Source organism: Pedococcus sp. P2_E5 (assembly GCF_056403895.1).
The window spans coordinates 33,408-50,112 of sequence record NZ_JBFUEP010000035.1 but is presented as its reverse complement, the minus strand read 5'-3'; the positions used below and the strand labels follow the sequence as shown (position 1 = coordinate 50,112).

The 16,705-nt window shown below is 69.8% G+C and carries 14 protein-coding genes and 1 pseudogene; all 15 read left to right on the top strand.

Translation table 11 applies throughout. The annotated features are described in order from the left end of the window. Window positions 1–308: 308 nt before the first annotated feature. The 15 genes and pseudogenes from pucL to AC1DVZ_RS13190 all read left to right on the top strand — a co-directional run bounded on the left by pucL (window position 309) and on the right by AC1DVZ_RS13190 (window position 16,624). Window positions 309–1,226, top strand: a complete 918-nt coding sequence (pucL, locus tag AC1DVZ_RS13260) for a factor-independent urate hydroxylase (protein WP_477618666.1) — start codon at window positions 309–311, stop codon at window positions 1,224–1,226. A gap of 199 nt (window positions 1,227–1,425) precedes the next feature. Further along, entirely contained in the window at window positions 1,426–3,294 is a 1,869-nt protein-coding gene (gene uraD / locus AC1DVZ_RS13255) for a 2-oxo-4-hydroxy-4-carboxy-5-ureidoimidazoline decarboxylase (protein ID WP_477618665.1), read from the top strand. Beyond that, window positions 3,294–3,788, top strand: a complete 495-nt coding sequence (gene uraD, locus AC1DVZ_RS13250) for a 2-oxo-4-hydroxy-4-carboxy-5-ureidoimidazoline decarboxylase (protein ID WP_477618664.1) — start codon at window positions 3,294–3,296, stop codon at window positions 3,786–3,788. Before uraD (AC1DVZ_RS13255) ends, uraD (AC1DVZ_RS13250) begins: the two co-directional genes overlap by 1 nt. Next, a complete protein-coding gene (gene uraH, locus AC1DVZ_RS13245) occupies window positions 3,788–4,114 on the top strand; it encodes a hydroxyisourate hydrolase (protein ID WP_477618663.1) in 327 nt (108 codons plus the stop codon). The genes uraD (AC1DVZ_RS13250) and uraH overlap by 1 nt, the downstream gene beginning before the upstream one ends. Beyond that, the gene (locus AC1DVZ_RS13240; RefSeq protein WP_477618662.1) at window positions 4,111–5,514 is read left to right on the top strand and encodes an 8-oxoguanine deaminase; all 1,404 of its coding nucleotides are present in this window, start codon (window positions 4,111–4,113) and stop codon (window positions 5,512–5,514) included. Before uraH ends, AC1DVZ_RS13240 begins: the two co-directional genes overlap by 4 nt. 114 nt (window positions 5,515–5,628) lie before the next feature. Then, window positions 5,629–6,438, top strand: a complete 810-nt coding sequence (locus tag AC1DVZ_RS13235; RefSeq protein ID WP_477618667.1) for a hydroxypyruvate isomerase family protein — start codon at window positions 5,629–5,631, stop codon at window positions 6,436–6,438. A gap of 27 nt (window positions 6,439–6,465) precedes the next feature. Further along, window positions 6,466–7,359: pseudogene (locus AC1DVZ_RS13230) on the top strand (2-hydroxy-3-oxopropionate reductase); the annotation flags it as partial. A 98-nt stretch (window positions 7,360–7,457) separates the two neighbouring features. Continuing rightward, window positions 7,458–9,236: a glyoxylate carboligase gene (gcl, locus tag AC1DVZ_RS13225; protein ID WP_477618661.1), complete on the top strand. Its 1,779-nt coding sequence runs from the start codon at window positions 7,458–7,460 to the stop codon at window positions 9,234–9,236. Between the two features lie 9 nt (window positions 9,237–9,245). After that, the gene (locus AC1DVZ_RS13220) at window positions 9,246–10,376 is read left to right on the top strand and encodes a glycerate kinase (RefSeq protein ID WP_477618660.1); all 1,131 of its coding nucleotides are present in this window, start codon (window positions 9,246–9,248) and stop codon (window positions 10,374–10,376) included. After that, window positions 10,373–11,242: a fumarylacetoacetate hydrolase family protein gene (locus AC1DVZ_RS13215; RefSeq protein WP_477618659.1), complete on the top strand. Its 870-nt coding sequence runs from the start codon at window positions 10,373–10,375 to the stop codon at window positions 11,240–11,242. The genes AC1DVZ_RS13220 and AC1DVZ_RS13215 overlap by 4 nt, the downstream gene beginning before the upstream one ends. A gap of 16 nt (window positions 11,243–11,258) precedes the next feature. Next, window positions 11,259–12,635, top strand: a complete 1,377-nt coding sequence (gene allB, locus AC1DVZ_RS13210) for an allantoinase AllB (protein WP_477618658.1) — start codon at window positions 11,259–11,261, stop codon at window positions 12,633–12,635. After that, window positions 12,632–13,480, top strand: coding sequence for a bifunctional allantoicase/(S)-ureidoglycine aminohydrolase (locus AC1DVZ_RS13205; RefSeq protein WP_477618657.1), 849 nt, complete (start codon window positions 12,632–12,634; stop codon window positions 13,478–13,480). Before allB ends, AC1DVZ_RS13205 begins: the two co-directional genes overlap by 4 nt. A 43-nt stretch (window positions 13,481–13,523) precedes the next feature. Beyond that, the gene (locus tag AC1DVZ_RS13200; protein WP_477618656.1) at window positions 13,524–14,213 is read left to right on the top strand and encodes a GntR family transcriptional regulator; all 690 of its coding nucleotides are present in this window, start codon (window positions 13,524–13,526) and stop codon (window positions 14,211–14,213) included. 120 nt (window positions 14,214–14,333) lie between these two features. Then, on the top strand, window positions 14,334–15,884 hold the full coding sequence (locus AC1DVZ_RS13195) for an NCS1 family nucleobase:cation symporter-1 (RefSeq protein ID WP_477618655.1): 1,551 nt from the start codon (window positions 14,334–14,336) through the stop codon (window positions 15,882–15,884). Further along, window positions 15,872–16,624, top strand: coding sequence for an aspartate/glutamate racemase family protein (locus AC1DVZ_RS13190; RefSeq protein WP_477618654.1), 753 nt, complete (start codon window positions 15,872–15,874; stop codon window positions 16,622–16,624). Before AC1DVZ_RS13195 ends, AC1DVZ_RS13190 begins: the two co-directional genes overlap by 13 nt. Window positions 16,625–16,705 lie beyond the last annotated feature (81 nt).

Sequence of the window (16,705 nt, the reverse complement as noted above, 5' to 3'; positions counted from 1 at the left end):
GCGCTGGGCCTGACCCGCTTCACCGTCTACAACTACCTGAACCGGATCCGCGACCAGGCGGCCGAGCCCGCCGGCTGACGCGGCATACCAGCAGTTCTTGATCTCGGCGACCGCTCGTCGAACAGCTCCCACGACTTTCAACGCAGAACTTTTCAACAGATTGTTGACTCGGTCACACTGAGGCGCTTATTGTTCCATCATCCGTAAACAGGTTTCCACCATTCGGAAGATCTCCGAATCGCTCGGGAAGCCATCCGCGCCACCACGCCTGACCCGCCCAGGGTCGACGGGCACCGCAAGGAGCACCCATGAGCTTCGTCCTCGGACCCAACCAGTACGGCAAGGCGGAGAACCGCGTCGTCCGCGTCTACCGCGACACCGCCCGCCACGAGATCCGCGACCTCAACGTCTCGACCGCCCTGCGCGGCGACTTCCACGACGCGCACGCCACCGGTGACCAGGCCAACGTCCTGCCCACCGACACCCAGAAGAACACCTGCTTCGCCTTCGCCAAGGAGCACGGTGTCACCTCTCCGGAGGACTACGCACTCACCCTCGGCGCCCGCTTCCTCGACGTCACGCCGGCCGCGAGCGCCAGCCGGATCGAGGTGGAGGAGTACGCCTGGGACCGCATCGAGGTAGGCGGCACCGGTCACGACCACGCCTTCGTGAAGCGGGGTGGCGAGGTCCGCACGACCGTCGTCACGCAGGACCGCAGCGGAGGGTCGGCCCAGGCCTGGGTCGTGTCCGGCGTGAAGGACCTCGTGGTCCTCAAGTCCACGGGCTCGGAGTTCAAGGGCTACCTCAAGGACGAGTACACGACGCTCAAGGAGACCGACGACCGGATCCTGGCGACCTCGCTCGTGGCCCGCTGGCGGTACGAGTCGAGCGCCGCCACGGACGGCACCGACTGGAACAAGTCGTTCGACGACATCCGTCAGGTGATGCTCGAGACCTTTGCGACGACCTACAGCCGGGCCCTCCAGGAGAGCCTCTATGCGATGGGGTCAGCGGTTCTCGCGGCCCACCCCGAGGTGGCCGAGATCAAGTTCTCGGCGCCGAACAAGCACCACTTCCTCGTCGACCTCTCCCCGTTCGGGCTCGACAACCCCGGCGAGGTCTTCATCGCGGCGGACCGCCCCTACGGACTCATCGAGGCCAGCGTGCAGCGCGAGAACGGCTCGGACCCGGGCGATGCCTGGCTCACCGTGCCCGGCTTCTGCTGACCCGTCCTGACTGACCCGTCCTGACCTGACTCGGCCAGCCGGTCCCACGGCGCACCCCTGCCAACTCCACGGCGCACCCCTGCCGACTCCACGGCACATCCCTCTCCCCGTCCCCCCTCGGGACAGAAAGGTGCCTGTCATSAGCACAGCCACCGCCACACCCCAGTCCAAGCGCGCATCGCGACACCCTGTCGACGAGGTGCTGCCCATCCCGAAGCTCGCGATCTACGGCTTCCAGCACGTCCTCGCGTTCTACGCCGGCGCGGTCATCGTGCCGATCCTCCTGGCCAGCGCCATCGGGCTGTCGACCCCGGAGCTCATCCACCTCATCAACGCCGATCTCTTCACGTGCGGCATCGCCTCGATCATCCAGAGCGTCGGCTTCTGGAAGGTGGGTGTGAAACTGCCTCTCCTGCAAGGGGTTACCTTCACGGCCGTCTCCCCGATGATCGCGATCGGGATGGCTGCAGGGGGCGGCACCGACGGGCTCCTCGTGATCTACGGGGCCGTCATCGTGGCGGGCCTGTTCACGTTCCTCGTCGCGCCGTACTTCAGCCGACTCATCCGCTTCTTCCCGCCGGTCGTCACCGGGTCGGTCATCACGATCATCGGACTGGCGCTGCTGCCCGTCGCGGCCGCGGACGCCGCCGGTGGCGCCGGTCCGACGCTCGACCCGGCGAGCGGACGCAACCTCGCCTACGCCCTCGGCACCCTCGCACTGATCGTCGCGATCCAGCGGATCTTCAAGGGCTTCATGGCCACCGTCGCCGTCCTCATCGGCCTGGTCGTCGGGACCCTCGTGGCGTGGGCCCTGGGTGACGCACACTTCGACCTGGTGGGTGGCTCGGGTTGGCTCGGGGTCACGACACCGTTCCACTTCGGCTGGCCCAGGTTCTCCGCCGCCGCGATCATCTCGATGGTCGTCGTCATGCTCATCACCGCCGTCGAGACCACGGGTGACGTGTTCGCCACCGGTGAGATCGTCGAGAAGCGGATCGGCAAGGAGGACATCGCGCGGGCCCTGCGCGCCGACGGCCTGGCCACCACCATCGGCGGCGTCTTCAACTCCTTCCCCTACACCTGCTTCGCCGAGAACGTCGGGCTGGTGCGCCTGACGCGGGTCAAGAGCCGCTACGTCGTCGCCACCGCGGGCCTGATCATGGTGGTCATCGGTCTGATCCCCAAGGCTGGCGCCATCGTGGCGGGTATCCCGCACCCGGTGCTCGGAGGCGCTGCCCTGGCCATGTTCGCCACGGTCGCGGTCGTGGGTTTCCAGACGCTGTCCCGTGTCGACTTCCACGACCACCGCAACGTCGTCATCGTGGCGACCTCGGTGGGGCTGGCGATGTATGTCACCGCACAGCCCGACGTGGCCAAGGCGGTGCCGGACTGGGCGCAGATCATCCTCGGCTCGGGCATCACGCTCGGCTCGATCACCGCGATCGTGCTCAACTTCGTCTTCCACCACGTCGGCTCGAGCCGTGGCCCGGCAGTCGCCGGCGCCCCAGGTGCCCTGGTGCGCCTGAGCGAGGTCAACCAGATGTCGCGGGACGAGTTCGCCGACACCTTCGGCTCCCTGTTCAAGGGGCCGCGGTGGGTGGTCGAGCGGGCCTTCGACTCGCGGCCGTTCAGCGACACCAGCGACCTGCGTCGGGCCTTCCAGGAGGCGTTGTTCTCCGCCACCGAGGACGAGCAGCGGCTGCTCATCGACTCCTACCCCGACCTCGGCGCGGACAGCGTGGCGGAGGGCGACGAGGGGCCGGACTCCCTGCGGGACCAGTCGGTCCTGGGCCTGACCCGGCTGGACGAGAAGGCACACGGTGAGCTGTCCGAGCTCACCTCCCAGTACCGCGACCGGTTCGGGTTCCCCCTCGTGACCTGTGTGCGCGACCGGGACTCGTTCGACCAGGTGGTGCGCACCGGATGGGAGCGGCTCAACAACTCCCCGGCGCAGGAACACGCCTCGGCGCTGGTGGAGATCGCCAAGATCGCCGGCTACCGGTTTGATGACCTCGTGGCCGATGCCAACCCGATCCACTCCGCCCGCACCCGTTTCGTGGAGAGCTGATGACCCTGGAGGACTTCAACGCCCTGCCGGACTCGTCCGCCGACGAGCAGCTGGCTGCGTGCCTGCCGGTGCCCCGGTGGGTGGCCTCGGTCCGCGACGGCCGCCCGTATGCCGGGTGGCCGGGTCTCGAGGACACCGCCAGGGCCGCCGCTGCCCACCTCACCGAGGACGAGCTCGCGACGGCGCTGGCGGGGCACCCGCGGATCGGGGAGCGGGCCACCGGCCCGCACCACAACGCGGAGGCCAGCGCCAGGGAGCAGGCCGGGGTGGACCCGGCGGACGCCGAGGCGGCACGTGCCCTCGTCGCCGGCAACGCGGCATACGAGGAGCGCTTTGACCGGGTGTTCCTCATCCGGGCGGCTGGACGCACGGCCCCGGAGATCCTGGCCGAGCTCACCCGACGCCTCGGCAACGACGACGACGCCGAGCGCGCCGAGACCGTGACCCAGCTGCGCGAGATCGCGTTGCTCCGACTCAGACAGGTGGTCTCCTGATGGGAACCCTCAGCACGCACGTCCTCGACACCAGCCTCGGCAAGCCGGCGGCCGGCATCACGGTGGTGCTGGAAGGCRCTGATGGACAGGCGATCGGTGACGGCATCACCGACGGCGACGGTCGGGTCGGCAGCATCGGCCCGGACCGTCTGGAGGCGGGCGACTACCGGCTGCGGTTCGCGTCCGGCGCCTACTTCGCGGGCCACGGAGTGGATGCGTTCTACCCCGAGGTGGTCGTGGTGTTCACCGTCGCGGACGCGCACCAGCACTACCACGTGCCGGTCCTGCTCAACCCGTTCGGCTACTCCACCTACCGGGGGTCGTGACCGTGGTCGCCGCCCAGCGGATGGTCCTGGACGGCTGCACGGTGGCGACGATGGACTCATCGAGGACCGAGCACGCGGTGGGTCACGTCGTCATCGACAGGGCGCGGATCGTCGCCGTCGGGGCGGGTCGGTACGTCGACGACGGGAGTGAGGCGGTCGTCGTCGACGCCACCGGCTGTCTCGCCACCCCGGGTCTCGTCAACACCCACCACCACCTCTACCAGTGGGCCACGCGTGGTCTGGCCGTGGACGCCACGTTGTTCGGCTGGCTCACCGAGCTCTACCCCATCTGGGGCGGGATCGACGAGGACATCGTGGGCGCGGCCGCGGCGGCCGGTCTGGGCTGGCTCGCGCGCACCGGCTGTACGACGTCGATGGACCACCACTACGTCTTCCCCACCCACGGGGGTGACGTGCTCGGTGCCGAGATCGACGCGGCGCGACGGATCGGGCTGCGGTTCCTGGCCACCCGGGGCTCGATGGACCTCGGCCAGAGCCAGGGGGGCCTGCCGCCGGACCATGTGGTCGAGGGCCTCGACACGATCCTGGCCGCCACGGCGGCCGCGATCGACGAGCACCACGACGCGTCGCCCGACTCGATGCTGCGGGTCGGCGTCGCACCCTGCTCGCCCTTCTCGGTCACCGCGGACCTCCTGCGCGAGTCCGCAGCCCTGGCGCGCGACCGCGGGGTCCGCCTGCACACCCACCTGGCCGAGACGGTCGACGAGGAGCGCTACTGCGCCGCACGGTTCGGCCAGACCCCTTTGGCCTACCTGGAGTCGCTGGGCTGGGTCGGCCACGACGTCTGGCTGGCGCACGGCATCCACTTCGACGACGTGGCGATCAAGAGCCTGGCCGCATCGGGCACCGGTGTCGCCCACTGCCCGTCCTCGAACGCCCGCCTGGGCGCTGGCATCGCGCGCACCCGTGACCTGCGCGACGCCGGTGTGTCGGTCGGTCTCGGGGTGGATGGGGCGGCGTCGAACGAGGCGTCCTCGCTCGTCGAGGAGGCGCGGCACGCACTGCTCTTCGCCCGGGCGCGCGGCGGGCCCGAGGCGCTCGGCGTGCGCGACGCCCTCGAGCTCGCCACGATCGGGGGAGCCCGGGTGCTGGGCTGGGACGACCAGATCGGGTCACTGGAGGTCGGCAAGCTCGCCGACCTCGCCCTGTGGCGACTGGACGGACTGGGCCACGCGGGGGTCGTCGACCCGGTGGCAGCACTCGTGCTCGGGTCCCGACCCCCACTGGAGCTGCTCCTCGTCGGCGGCCGGCCGGTCGTCGAGCGCGACCGTCTCGTCACCGCCGACGAGGGTTTGCTTGCGGCGCAGGCGGTCTCAGCCGGTGAGCGCTTGCTGTCGCGCCACCGCAGCGCGGCCGGACATATCTGCGCCACCCGCTGAGAAGACGCCACGGCGGGGTTGACGCCCCGGCGGGCGGACGCTTACATTCTTACTAGTCGGAAAAAAGATTCCACAATACGGAAGTTTGAGGAGACCACGGTGACTGACCACGGACTGCGCTACGAGGTGAACTGCTCGATCCTGTTCACCGAGCTGCCGCTCCTGCAGCGACCCGCGGCGGCCAAGGCCGCAGGGTTCGATGCCGTGGAGTTCTGGTGGCCCTGGCCGGACCAGCCGATGCCGGGTGACCGCGACGTCGACGCCTTCGTGTCGTCGGTGCAGGACGCCGGGGTCCAGCTGGTCGGGCTCAACTTCTTCGCGGGAGACCTCGCGGGGGCGGACTGCGGAGTGCTGTCCATCCCCGACCGGGTGCAGCAGTTCCGCGACAACGTCGACGTCACGCTCGGCATCGGCGAGCGGCTCGGCGTGGGCGCCTTCAACGCCCTGTTCGGCAACCGCGTCGACGGCGCCTCGGCCCAGGAGCAGGACGAACTCGGCCGTGAGTCGATCGCCGTCGCGGCCAAGGCGGCGGAGCGGATCGGCGCCACCGTCCTCGTCGAGTCGGTCAGTGGTCCCAAGCCCTACCCGCTGCGCACCGCCGCCGACTCGCTCTCGGTGGTGGACGACGTCCGCGCTTCCGGGGCCACGAACGTGGGCTTCCTTCTCGACCTCTACCACCTGGCCGCCAACGGCGACGACCTCGACGCCGCCATCGTCACTGCGGTCGACCGCACTGCCCACGTGCAGATCGCGGATGCACCCGGTCGTGGCGAGCCCGGCTCGGGCGACCTCGACCTCCAGCGCCACCTCGGCGCCCTCGCTGCTGCCGGGTATGCCGGGTGGGTGGGCCTCGAGTACAAGCCCACCACCGCGACCACCCCAGAGAGCTTCGGCTGGCTGCCGCGCGAGCGACGCTCCGCCTGACCGCACCACGACACGCGAAYCACCCTCAAGGAGAACGCAATGAGCACCATCGCCTTCAYCGGACTCGGGATCATGGGCAGCCCCATGGCCGTCCACCTGCAGAACGCCGGGCACGACGTCGTCGGTTACAACCTGCACCCCGACAAGACCAAGCCGCTCGTGGACGCCGGTGGGACCGCGGCGTCCTCGGTGGCCGACGCCGTACGTGACGCCGAGGTCGTCGCGGTCATGGTCCCCGACAGCCCGGACGTGCAGGACGTGCTCCTCAGCGAGGACGGCGTCTTCGCCAACGCCAAGGAGGGGACGCTGGTCATCGACTTCTCGAGCATCCGCCCCGACGTGACGGTGGAGCTCGCGAAGGCGGCCAAGGACAAGGGTTTCCGCCTTCTGGACGCCCCCGTGTCCGGTGGCGAGGCCGGTGCCAGGAACGCCGCCCTGTCGATCATGGTCGGCGGTGCCGAGGCGGACTTCGAGGAGGCCAGGCCGATCCTCGACGCCGTCGGCAAGACGGTCGTCCACGTCGGCGGCAACGGCGCGGGCCAGACCGTCAAGGCCGCGAACCAGCTGATCGTCGCCGCCAACATCCAGGCGCTCGCCGAGGCGGTCGTCTTCCTCGAGGCCTACGGCGTCGACCTCGGCCCGGCCCTCGACGTCCTCGGTGGCGGACTGGCCGGCTCGAAGGTCCTCGACCAGAAGCGCACCAACATGACCACCAAGTCCTTCGAGCCCGGGTTCCGGATCGACCTGCACCACAAGGACATGGGCATCGTGACGAGTGCTGCTCGCGAAGCCGGAGTGGTGGTACCCCTCGGCGGCCTCGTCGCCCAGCTGATGGCTTCGGCTCGCGCCAACGGCGACGGCGGCCTCGACCACTCGGCCCTCTTGCGCGGCGTCCAGCGCCTCTCCGGCCAGACCCCCTGACCTCCCCCCGACCCCCTCTTCCCCATTCGATGTAAACCCGCCGGTGTTCCCCGGCGCGTTCACATCGAACCGGAACCACCCAGACCAGGAGCACCACCATGGCACGCATGACAGCGGCCCAAGCGGCCGTCGAGATCCTGAAGAAGGAAGGTGTGACCAACGTCTTCGGCCTGCCCGGAGCGGCGATCAACCCGTTCTACAAGGCGATGAAGACCAACGGCGGGCTGCACCACACGCTCGCCCGCCACGTCGAAGGCGCCTCCCACATGGCGGAGGGCTACACCCGCGCCAAGGCCGGCAACATCGGCGTCTGCGTCGGCACCAGCGGCCCCGCCGGCACCGACATGATCACGGGTCTCTACTCGGCCAGCGCCGACTCGATCCCGATCCTGTGCATCACCGGCCAGGCGCCGGTGGCCAAGCTGCACAAGGAGGACTTCCAGGCCGTCGACATCGCCTCGATCGCGGGACCGCTCACCAAGATGGCGGTCACCGTCCTCGAGGCGGCCCAGGTGCCGGGCACGTTCCAACAGGCCTTCCACCTGATGCGCTCGGGTCGCCCCGGCCCGGTCCTCATCGACCTGCCGATCGACGTCCAGATGACCGAGATCGAGTTCGACGTCGAGACGTACGCCCCGCTGTCGGTCTACAAGCCGACCGCCACGCGACCGCAGGTCGAGAAGGCCCTCGACATGCTCGCCGCCAGCGAGCGACCCCTCATCGTCGCGGGCGGCGGCATCATCAACGCGGACGCCGCGGACCTGCTGGTCCAGTTCGCCGAGCTGACCGGGGTCCCGGTCGTCCCGACGCTGATGGGCTGGGGCACGATCCCCGACGACCACGAGCTGAACGCCGGCATGGTCGGCCTCCAGACCAGCCACCGCTACGGCAACGCCACGATGCTCGAGTCCGACTTCGTCCTGGGCATCGGCAACCGGTGGGCCAACCGCCACACGGGTGACCTCGAGACCTACACCAAGGACCGCACGTTCGTGCACGTCGACATCGAGCCCACCCAGATCGGCCGCGTCTTCGCGCCCGACTTCGGCATCGTCTCCGACGCCAGGGCTGCCCTCGAGCTGTTCGTCGAGGTGGCCCGCGCTCGTCAGGACGAGGCCGCGCTCAAGGACCGCGCGGCATGGGCGCAGTCCTGCCGCGACCGCAAGGCGTCGATGTGGCGCAAGACCAACTTCGACGTCATGCCGGTCAAGCCGCAGCGCGTCTACCAGGAGATGAACAAGGCGTTCGGCAAGGACGTCCGCTACGTCTCGACGATCGGCCTGTCCCAGATCCAGGCAGCCCAGCTGCTCCATGTCTACAAGGACCGGCACTGGATCAACGCAGGGCAGGCGGGTCCGCTCGGCTGGACCGTCCCCGCTGCGCTGGGTGTCGCCACCGCCTCGCCCGGCGAGACCGTGGTCGCGCTCTCCGGCGACTACGACTTCCAGTTCATGGTCGAGGAGCTCGCCGTCGGCGCCCAGTTCAACATCCCCTACATCCACGTCCTGGTGAACAACGCCTACCTCGGCCTGATCCGCCAGAGCCAGCGTGGGTTCGACATGGACTACTGCGTCCAGCTGTCGTTCGACAACATCAACAGCCCCGAGGTCGGCGGCTACGGCGTCGACCACGTCAAGGTCGCAGAAGGGTTGGGATGCAAGGCGATTCGCGTCTTCGACCCCGAGGAGATCCTTCCAGCGCTGGAGAAGGCCAAGGGACTCGCGGCGGAGTACAGGGTCCCGGTCGTCGTCGAGGTCATCCTGGAAAGGGTCACCAACGTCTCCATGGGACTGTCGATCGCGGGCGTCACCGAGTTCGAGGAGCTGGCCGAGGACGGCCAGGATGCCCCGACCGCGCTCTTCGCCAACCTGGACTAGGTGCCGTCCATGACCCGCGTCCTGCTCGCCCCCGACAAGTTCAAGGGCACGCTCACCGCCGCGCAGGTCGCGGGTCACCTCGCGGCCGGCCTGCGGTCGGTCCTCCCCGACGTCGAGACCGTCGTGGTGCCCGTCGCCGACGGTGGCGACGGCACCCTCGCCGCAGCGGAGGCGGCCGGGTTCACCCCGGTGCCGCTGACCGCGACCGGCCCCACCGGTATGCCGTGTGCCTCCGCCTGGGTGCGGCGCGGCAGCGAGGCCGTGGTCGAGCTGGCCGAGGTCTCCGGCCTGGCCCAGCTGCCGGGCGGCCGGCTCCAGCCGTTGACCGCCACGAGCCGCGGCACGGGGGAGCTCATCGCCGCAGCGCTCGACGCCGGAGTCCGCCGCATCGTCGTCGGGATCGGTGGAAGTGCCTGCACCGACGGCGGAGCCGGGCTGCTCCAGGCGCTGGGCGCCACCATCCGCACCGCCAACGGCAGCGAGGTGGACCCCGGTGGGGCCGGGCTGCTCGACGCGACCCGGCTCGACCTGAGCAGGCTGCACCCCGGCCTGGCGGGGGCCGAGCTGGTCGTGGCCTGCGACGTCGACAACCCGCTCACCGGGAGCCGCGGCGCGGCCGCGGTCTACGGACCGCAGAAGGGCGCCGGGCCCGAGGACGTCGAGCTGCTCGACTCGGCGCTGACCCACTGGGCCGACCTCGTCGCGCGGGCAACGGGCAAGGACCAGCGACTCGCGCCAGGTGCCGGAGCCGCCGGCGGGGTCGGCTTCGGGCTGGTGGCAGTCCTCGGCGCGACCACCCGACCGGGGGCCGAGCTCGTCTTCGAGCTGACAGGCCTGCCCGACGCCGTCGCCGGAGCCGACCTCGTCGTGACCGGCGAGGGCTCGCTCGACGCCCAGACCCTGCACGGCAAGGCCCCCGCCGCCGTGGCCGCGCTGGCCCGCGACAAGGGTGTGCCCACCGTCGCCGTGGCCGGTCAGGTCACGCTCACGCCTGCCGAGCTGGGAGCGGCAGGCCTGCACGCGGCCTACGCGTTGGTCGACGAGGCCGCCACCCGGCAGGAGGCGTTGGACGCGCCAGGTCCGCTCCTGGAGCGGATCGGAGCGCGCATCGCGCGCGAGCACCTCGGAGGTGCGCGATGAGGTTCGCCCGGGTCGGTCCGCCGGGGGCCGAGCGTCCCGTGGTCGTCGCCGACGACGGCTCGCTCCTCGACCTCTCGACGGTGACGCAGGATGTCGACCCGGACTTCCTGGGCCGGCTCGACACGCTCGCCACCGCTGCGCTGCAACGCCTTCCGGGCGGCGAGGACCTGCGCTTCGGTGCGCCCTTCACGCGTCCCGGCAAGGTGGTCGGCATCGGGCTCAACTACCGGGACCACGCCGCCGAGGCGAGGGTGCCGCTGCCCTCGGAGCCCGTGGTCTTCCTCAAGGCGCCGACCTCGGTCTGCGGGCCCACCGACGACATCCGGCTGCTGCCGCAGTCGGTCACGACCGACTACGAGGTGGAGCTCGGGGTCGTCCTCGGTGCGCCCCTCACGCACGAACGCGACCATGACCGTGCGTTGAGGGCGGTCGCCGGCTACGTGCTGGCCCACGACGTCTCCGACCGGGCGCTCCAGCTCGAGCGCGGCGGCACCTGGACCAAGGGCAAGTCGGCCGACACCTTCTGTCCGGTCGGACCGTGGCTGGTCACCCCCGACGAGCTGGGCGACCCCGCCGCCGTCAGGCTGCGCCTCACGGTCAACGACCACCTCAGGCAGGACGGCTGGACCGGCGACATGCTGTTCTCCGTCGCCGAGCTGCTCTGCTACGTCAGCGGGCTCATGACCCTCGAGCCCGGCGACCTCGTCATCACGGGCACCCCCGCGGGAGTGGCGATGGGTCAGCCGGAGCCGCGGCCCTACCTGCGCCACGGCGACGTCGTGTCCGTCGACGGGGGAGTCCTCGGGAGCCACCGGAGCCGGGTTGTGGACCACGCGCGTTCCGCGACACCGGCAGCGGCGAGCTGAGGCAGGGATTACGGTCATGGCAGGTTCGGTGGACGGCTCCGGGAAGAGGTCGGGCGTGACGGCAGAGGTGGTCCTGCGGGCGAGGCGCGCCGTGGTCGGCGGCGTCGAGGTCGCGGTCGCGGTCTCCGTCGCGGACGGACGCATCGTCGCGGTCGACCCCTACGACACCGACGTGCCCGGCGCCCGCGTGGTCGAGCTGGCCGACGACGAGGTGCTGCTGCCAGGACTGGTGGACGCGCACGTCCACGTCAACGAGCCCGGCCGCACCGAGTGGGAGGGCTTCGCCAGCGCCACGAGGGCCGCCGCAGCCGGCGGGGTCACGACGATCATCGACATGCCCCTCAACTCCATCCCGCCGACGGTTTCCGTTGCGGCACTGGAGGAGAAGCAGGCCGTCGCCCGCGACCAGGCCTACGTCGACGTGGGCTTCTGGGGTGGCGCCGTGCCGGGCAACCTGCCCGACCTGCGACCGCTGCACGACGCGGGCGTGTTCGGGTTCAAGTGCTTCCTGCTGCACTCGGGCGTGGACGAGTTCCCCCACCTGTCGGCGGGCGAGCTGCGTGAGGCCCTGGCGGAGACCGCCACGTTCGACGCGTTGATGATCGTGCACGCCGAGGACGAGCAGACCATCGAGTCGTCACCCCAGCCGCACGGTCAGGGGTATGCCGGATTCCTGGGCTCACGTCCCAAGGAGGCCGAGGAGCGCGCCATCGGCGTGGTCGTCGAGGCGACCCGGGCGACCGGTGGCCGGGCGCACATCCTGCACCTGTCCGACGCCGACGCCCTGCCCCTCATCGCCGACGCCCAGGCCGAAGGGCTCCGGATCTCGGTCGAGACCTGTCCGCACTACCTCACCCTCGACGCCGAGGACATCCCGGACGGCGCGACCCAGTTCAAGTGCTGCCCGCCGATCCGCGAGCACGCCAACCGCGACCGGCTCTGGGCAGGCCTCGACTCCGGCGTCATCGCCACCATCGTCTCGGACCACTCACCCTGCACGGAGGACCTCAAGCGGTTCGACTCCGGCGACTTCGGCGAGGCCTGGGGCGGGATCGCGGGCCTGCAGCTCGGCCTGTCGGCCATCTGGACCGAGGCCCGCGACCGTGGCCACTCACTGGTGGACGTCGTGCGCTGGATGGGCGAGGGCCCGGCCGACCAGGTCGGTTTGACCGGCCGCGGCCGGATCGCCGTCGGTTCCCCGGCCGACCTCGTGGTCTTCGCCCCCGACGAGTCGTTCACGGTGGACGTCGCATCACTTCACCACAAGAACCCCGTGTCGGCGTATGCCGGCCGCAGACTCACCGGGACGGTGCGCCAGACCTGGCTGCACGGCATACCGGTCGACATCGAAGCCGCCCCGCGCGGTCGGCTCCTGAGGAGAGGACAGTCATGACGACGCCCCGCTACCCGACCAACCCCTACTACGTACCCGCCGGAGGGCTGCCGCCGCAGACCCAGCTCACCACCGACCGGGCGGTGTTCACCGAGGCGTATGCCGTACTGCCGCGGGGGACGATGACCGACATCGTCACGAGTCTCCTGCCGTTCTGGGACAGGACGCGGCTGTGGGTGATCGCCCGGCCCCTGTCCGGCTTCGCCGAGACCTTCTCGCAGTACATCGTCGAGGTGTCGCCCGGTGGTGGCTCCGACAAGCCCGAGCTCGACCCCGGCGCAGAGGGCGTGCTCTTCGTCGTGGCAGGTGGCCTGACCCTCACGCTCGGGGACGCCACGCACGAGCTGGCCGAGGGCGGCTACGCGTTCATCCCGCCGGGCCAGGACTGGACTCTGCACAACCGCACGGACGACCTCGCGACCTTCCACTGGATCCGCAAGGCCTACCAGGTCGTGGAGGGCATCGACGTACCAGAAGCCTTCGTCACCAACGAGTCCGACGTGGTCGCGGGGGAGATGCCCGGGACCGACGGGGTGTGGACCACGCAGCGGTTCGCCGACCCCACCGACGTGCGTCACGACATGCACGTCAACATCGTGAACTTCGAGCCGGGCGGGGCGATCCCGTTCCCCGAGACCCACGTCATGGAGCACGGGCTCTACGTGCTCGAGGGCAAGGCCGTCTACCTGCTCAACAACGACTGGGTCGAGGTGCAGGAGGGCGACTTCATGTGGCTCCGGGCGTTCTGTCCGCAGGCCTGCTACGCCGGTGGCCCGGGTCGATTCCGCTACCTGCTCTACAAGGACGTCAACCGGCACGCTGTCCTCAGCCGCCAGTTCGCCTAGGCGGGCATGATGGTCCGGTGACACCCGGTCGAAGGAGCCGCGGATGACCCAGCCCAGGCGGCAGTCCGGCATCGTCAGCCTGCTCACCCGCGAGGAGGCCTACGTGTCCGGGCCGCAGGTGCTGTCGGAGCTGCGTCGGGTGATCGCCTCGGGCAGAGTGCCGCCGGGGAGCCCGATCCCGCTCGACGACGTCGCCGCGTTCTTCGGTGTCAGCCTCATCCCGGTCCGTGAGGCACTCAAGACGCTGCTGGGCGAGGGCCTGCTGGAGCACCAGCCGCGGCTCGGCTACACGGTCACCGCCCTGTCGCAGGCCGAGCTCGACGAGCTCTACGTGGTGCGCGGCGCCCTGGAGGCAGCCGCCCTCGAAGCGGCGGTCCGCCAGTCGACCCGCGTGGACCACGACCGCGCGACGGCCATCCACGACGCCCTGGGACGGGCCGTGGCCGCCGACGATGCCGACGGGTTCCAGCGGGCCAGTCGCGAGTTCCACGAGGCGCTGCTCTCGCCCTGTCGGATGCCCCGGCTGCTGCACATGCTGGACATCGCCTGGAACCTCACCGAGCCGGTGCAGACGATGATGCGCACCACCGAGGAGGACCGCGCCGGGATGCGCGAGGACCACCAGCTGATGCTCGACGCCTTCGTCGCCCGTGACGCCGACGCCCTCAAGTCCGCGGCCGACGCGCACCACGAGCGACTGACTGCCTGCATCGCCCGCATCAGCGTCGACTGAGGAGCGGAAGACCGTGCTGGATATACCCGGATATACGGTTCAAAGCCTTATGCCGCAACGGATCCACTCCTAGCGTTCTCCCAAGACATCCGCGATGGCGCGGTGGACAAAGGAGTCCGGATGAGCACCACAGAGAAGCCCTTCGAGACGGAGGCGGCCGCGGCCGCTGCCGGGTTCGCGACCCACCACGGGGAGCACGACCACGGCGCCGGCGCGGGCCTGATCAAGAAGTCGTACGACCCCCGTCTGACCAACGAGGACCTTGCCCCGCTCAAGGAGCAGACCTGGTCCTGGTACAACATCTTCGCGTTCTGGATGTCGGACGTGCACAGCGTCGGTGGCTACATCACGGCCGGCAGTCTGTTCGCCCTCGGCCTGACCAGCTGGCAGGTGTTCATCTGCCTCATCGTCGGCATCACGATCGTGCTGTTCTTCTGCAACCTGGTCGCCAAGCCGAGCCAGCGCACCGGGGTCCCCTATCCAGTGATCTGTCGCTCGGTCTTCGGCGTGCTGGGAGCCAACATCCCGGCCATCATCCGCGGCCTGATCGCCGTGGCCTGGTACGGCATCCAGACCTACCTGGCGTCGGCCTCGCTCGACATCCTGCTCGTGCGGATGTGGCCGGGACTGGAGCCCTATGCCGACCTCAGCCAGCACGGGTTCCTCGGGCTCTCGACGTTGGGCTACTTCACCTTCGCGCTGCTCTGGGTTGCCCAGGCCGCGGTGTTCTGGACCGGCATGAACACGATCCGCAAGTTCATCGACTTCGCCGGGCCCGCCGTCTACGTCGTGATGATCGCGCTGTGCGTCTACCTGCTGACGAAGGCCGACTGGAACATCAACCTCAACCTGTCCGACCACGAGCTCTCCGGCACCAAGGTCTTCACGACGATGCTGGCAGCCACGGCGCTGGTCGTGTCGTACTTCTCCGGGCCGATGCTCAACTTCGGTGACTTCTCGCGCTACGGCAAGTCGTTCAAGGCCGTCCGCAAGGGCAACTTCTGGGGTCTGCCGGTCAACTTCGTCTTCTTCTCGCTGATGACCGTCCTCACCGCCGCGGCCACGCTGCCGGTCTACGGCAAGCTCATCACCGACCCGGTCGAGACCGTCGGCCACATCGACAACACCTTTGCCCTCGTCCTCGCGGCCCTCACCTTCACGACCGCGACGATCGGCATCAACATCGTGGCGAACTTCGTCTCCCCGGCCTTCGACTTCTCCAACGTCAACCCGCAGAGGATCAGCTGGCGGATGGGCGGCATGATCGCCGCGGTCGGTTCGGTCCTGCTGACCCCGTGGAACCTCTACAAGAGCCCCGAGACGATCCACTACACGCTGGACACCCTCGGCGCCTTCATCGGCCCATTGTTCGGCGTGCTGATCGCCCACTACTACGTGGTCCACAAGCAGCGGGTCTGCGTCGACGACCTGTTCACCCTCGACGAGTCCGGCGCCTACCACTACCAGCGTGGCTACAACCCGCCGGCGATCTGGGCCACCGCCATCGCGGCCGCCTGTGCCATGGCCGCGGTCTTCGTCCCCGGCATCAACCGGTTCGACGACTACTCCTGGTTCATCGGCTGCGGTATCGGGTTCGCTGCCTACGCCCTGCTGGCCCCCCGCATGGGTGTCAGCGACAGCCCGCTCGACGCGAAGACGTGCGTGAAGTGACCGTCCACCTCACCGTCATCAACCCCAACACCACGGCGTCCATGACCGCACTCATCGAGGCCGAGGCGCGACGAGTGGCCGGCCCCGACACGGTCGTCACGGCCCGCACGCCGTCGATGGGGCCGGCCTCGATCGAGAGCCACTACGACGAAGCCCTCGCCGTGCCGGGGCTGTTGCAGGTGATCCGCGAGGACCAGCAGGCGGACGCGTTCGTCCTGGCCTGCTTCGGTGACCCCGGCCTGGACGCCGCTCGGGWGGCGGCGTCCAGGCCGGTGATCGGCATCGCCGAGGCCGCAATGAAGACAGCCTCGCTCCTTGGGCGCAGCTTCTCGGTCGTCACCACGATGAGCCGCACCGTGGGTCGGGCGTGGGACCTGACCCGCACCTACGGGCTGGAGCGCCAGTGTGCCGGCGTGCACGCCTGTGACATCCCCGTTCTCGAGCTCGAGGCAGACCAGGACCGGACGTATGCCGTGATCCTCGCCTTCGCGAAGAACGCCCTCGCCGCCGACGGTTCCGACGCCATCGTCCTCGGCTGCGCCGGGATGGCAGGTCTGCCCGAGCTGCTCACCGAACAGCTCGGCGTCCCGGTCGTCGACGGAGTCGCGGCAGGAACCCTCCTGGCCGAGAGCGTCGTCCGGTTGGGGCTACGGCCCTCCACGCACGGCGAGCTCGCGCCGCCCCCGCCGAAGACCTACACGGGGGTGCTGCGGGGGTTCGCCACCATCCATTCGATGTAGACCCGCCGGGGATCCCCGGCGGGTTTACATCGAACCGTGGGATTGTCGCCCGAAACCCTTGATTCAACAGTTTGTTGAGGG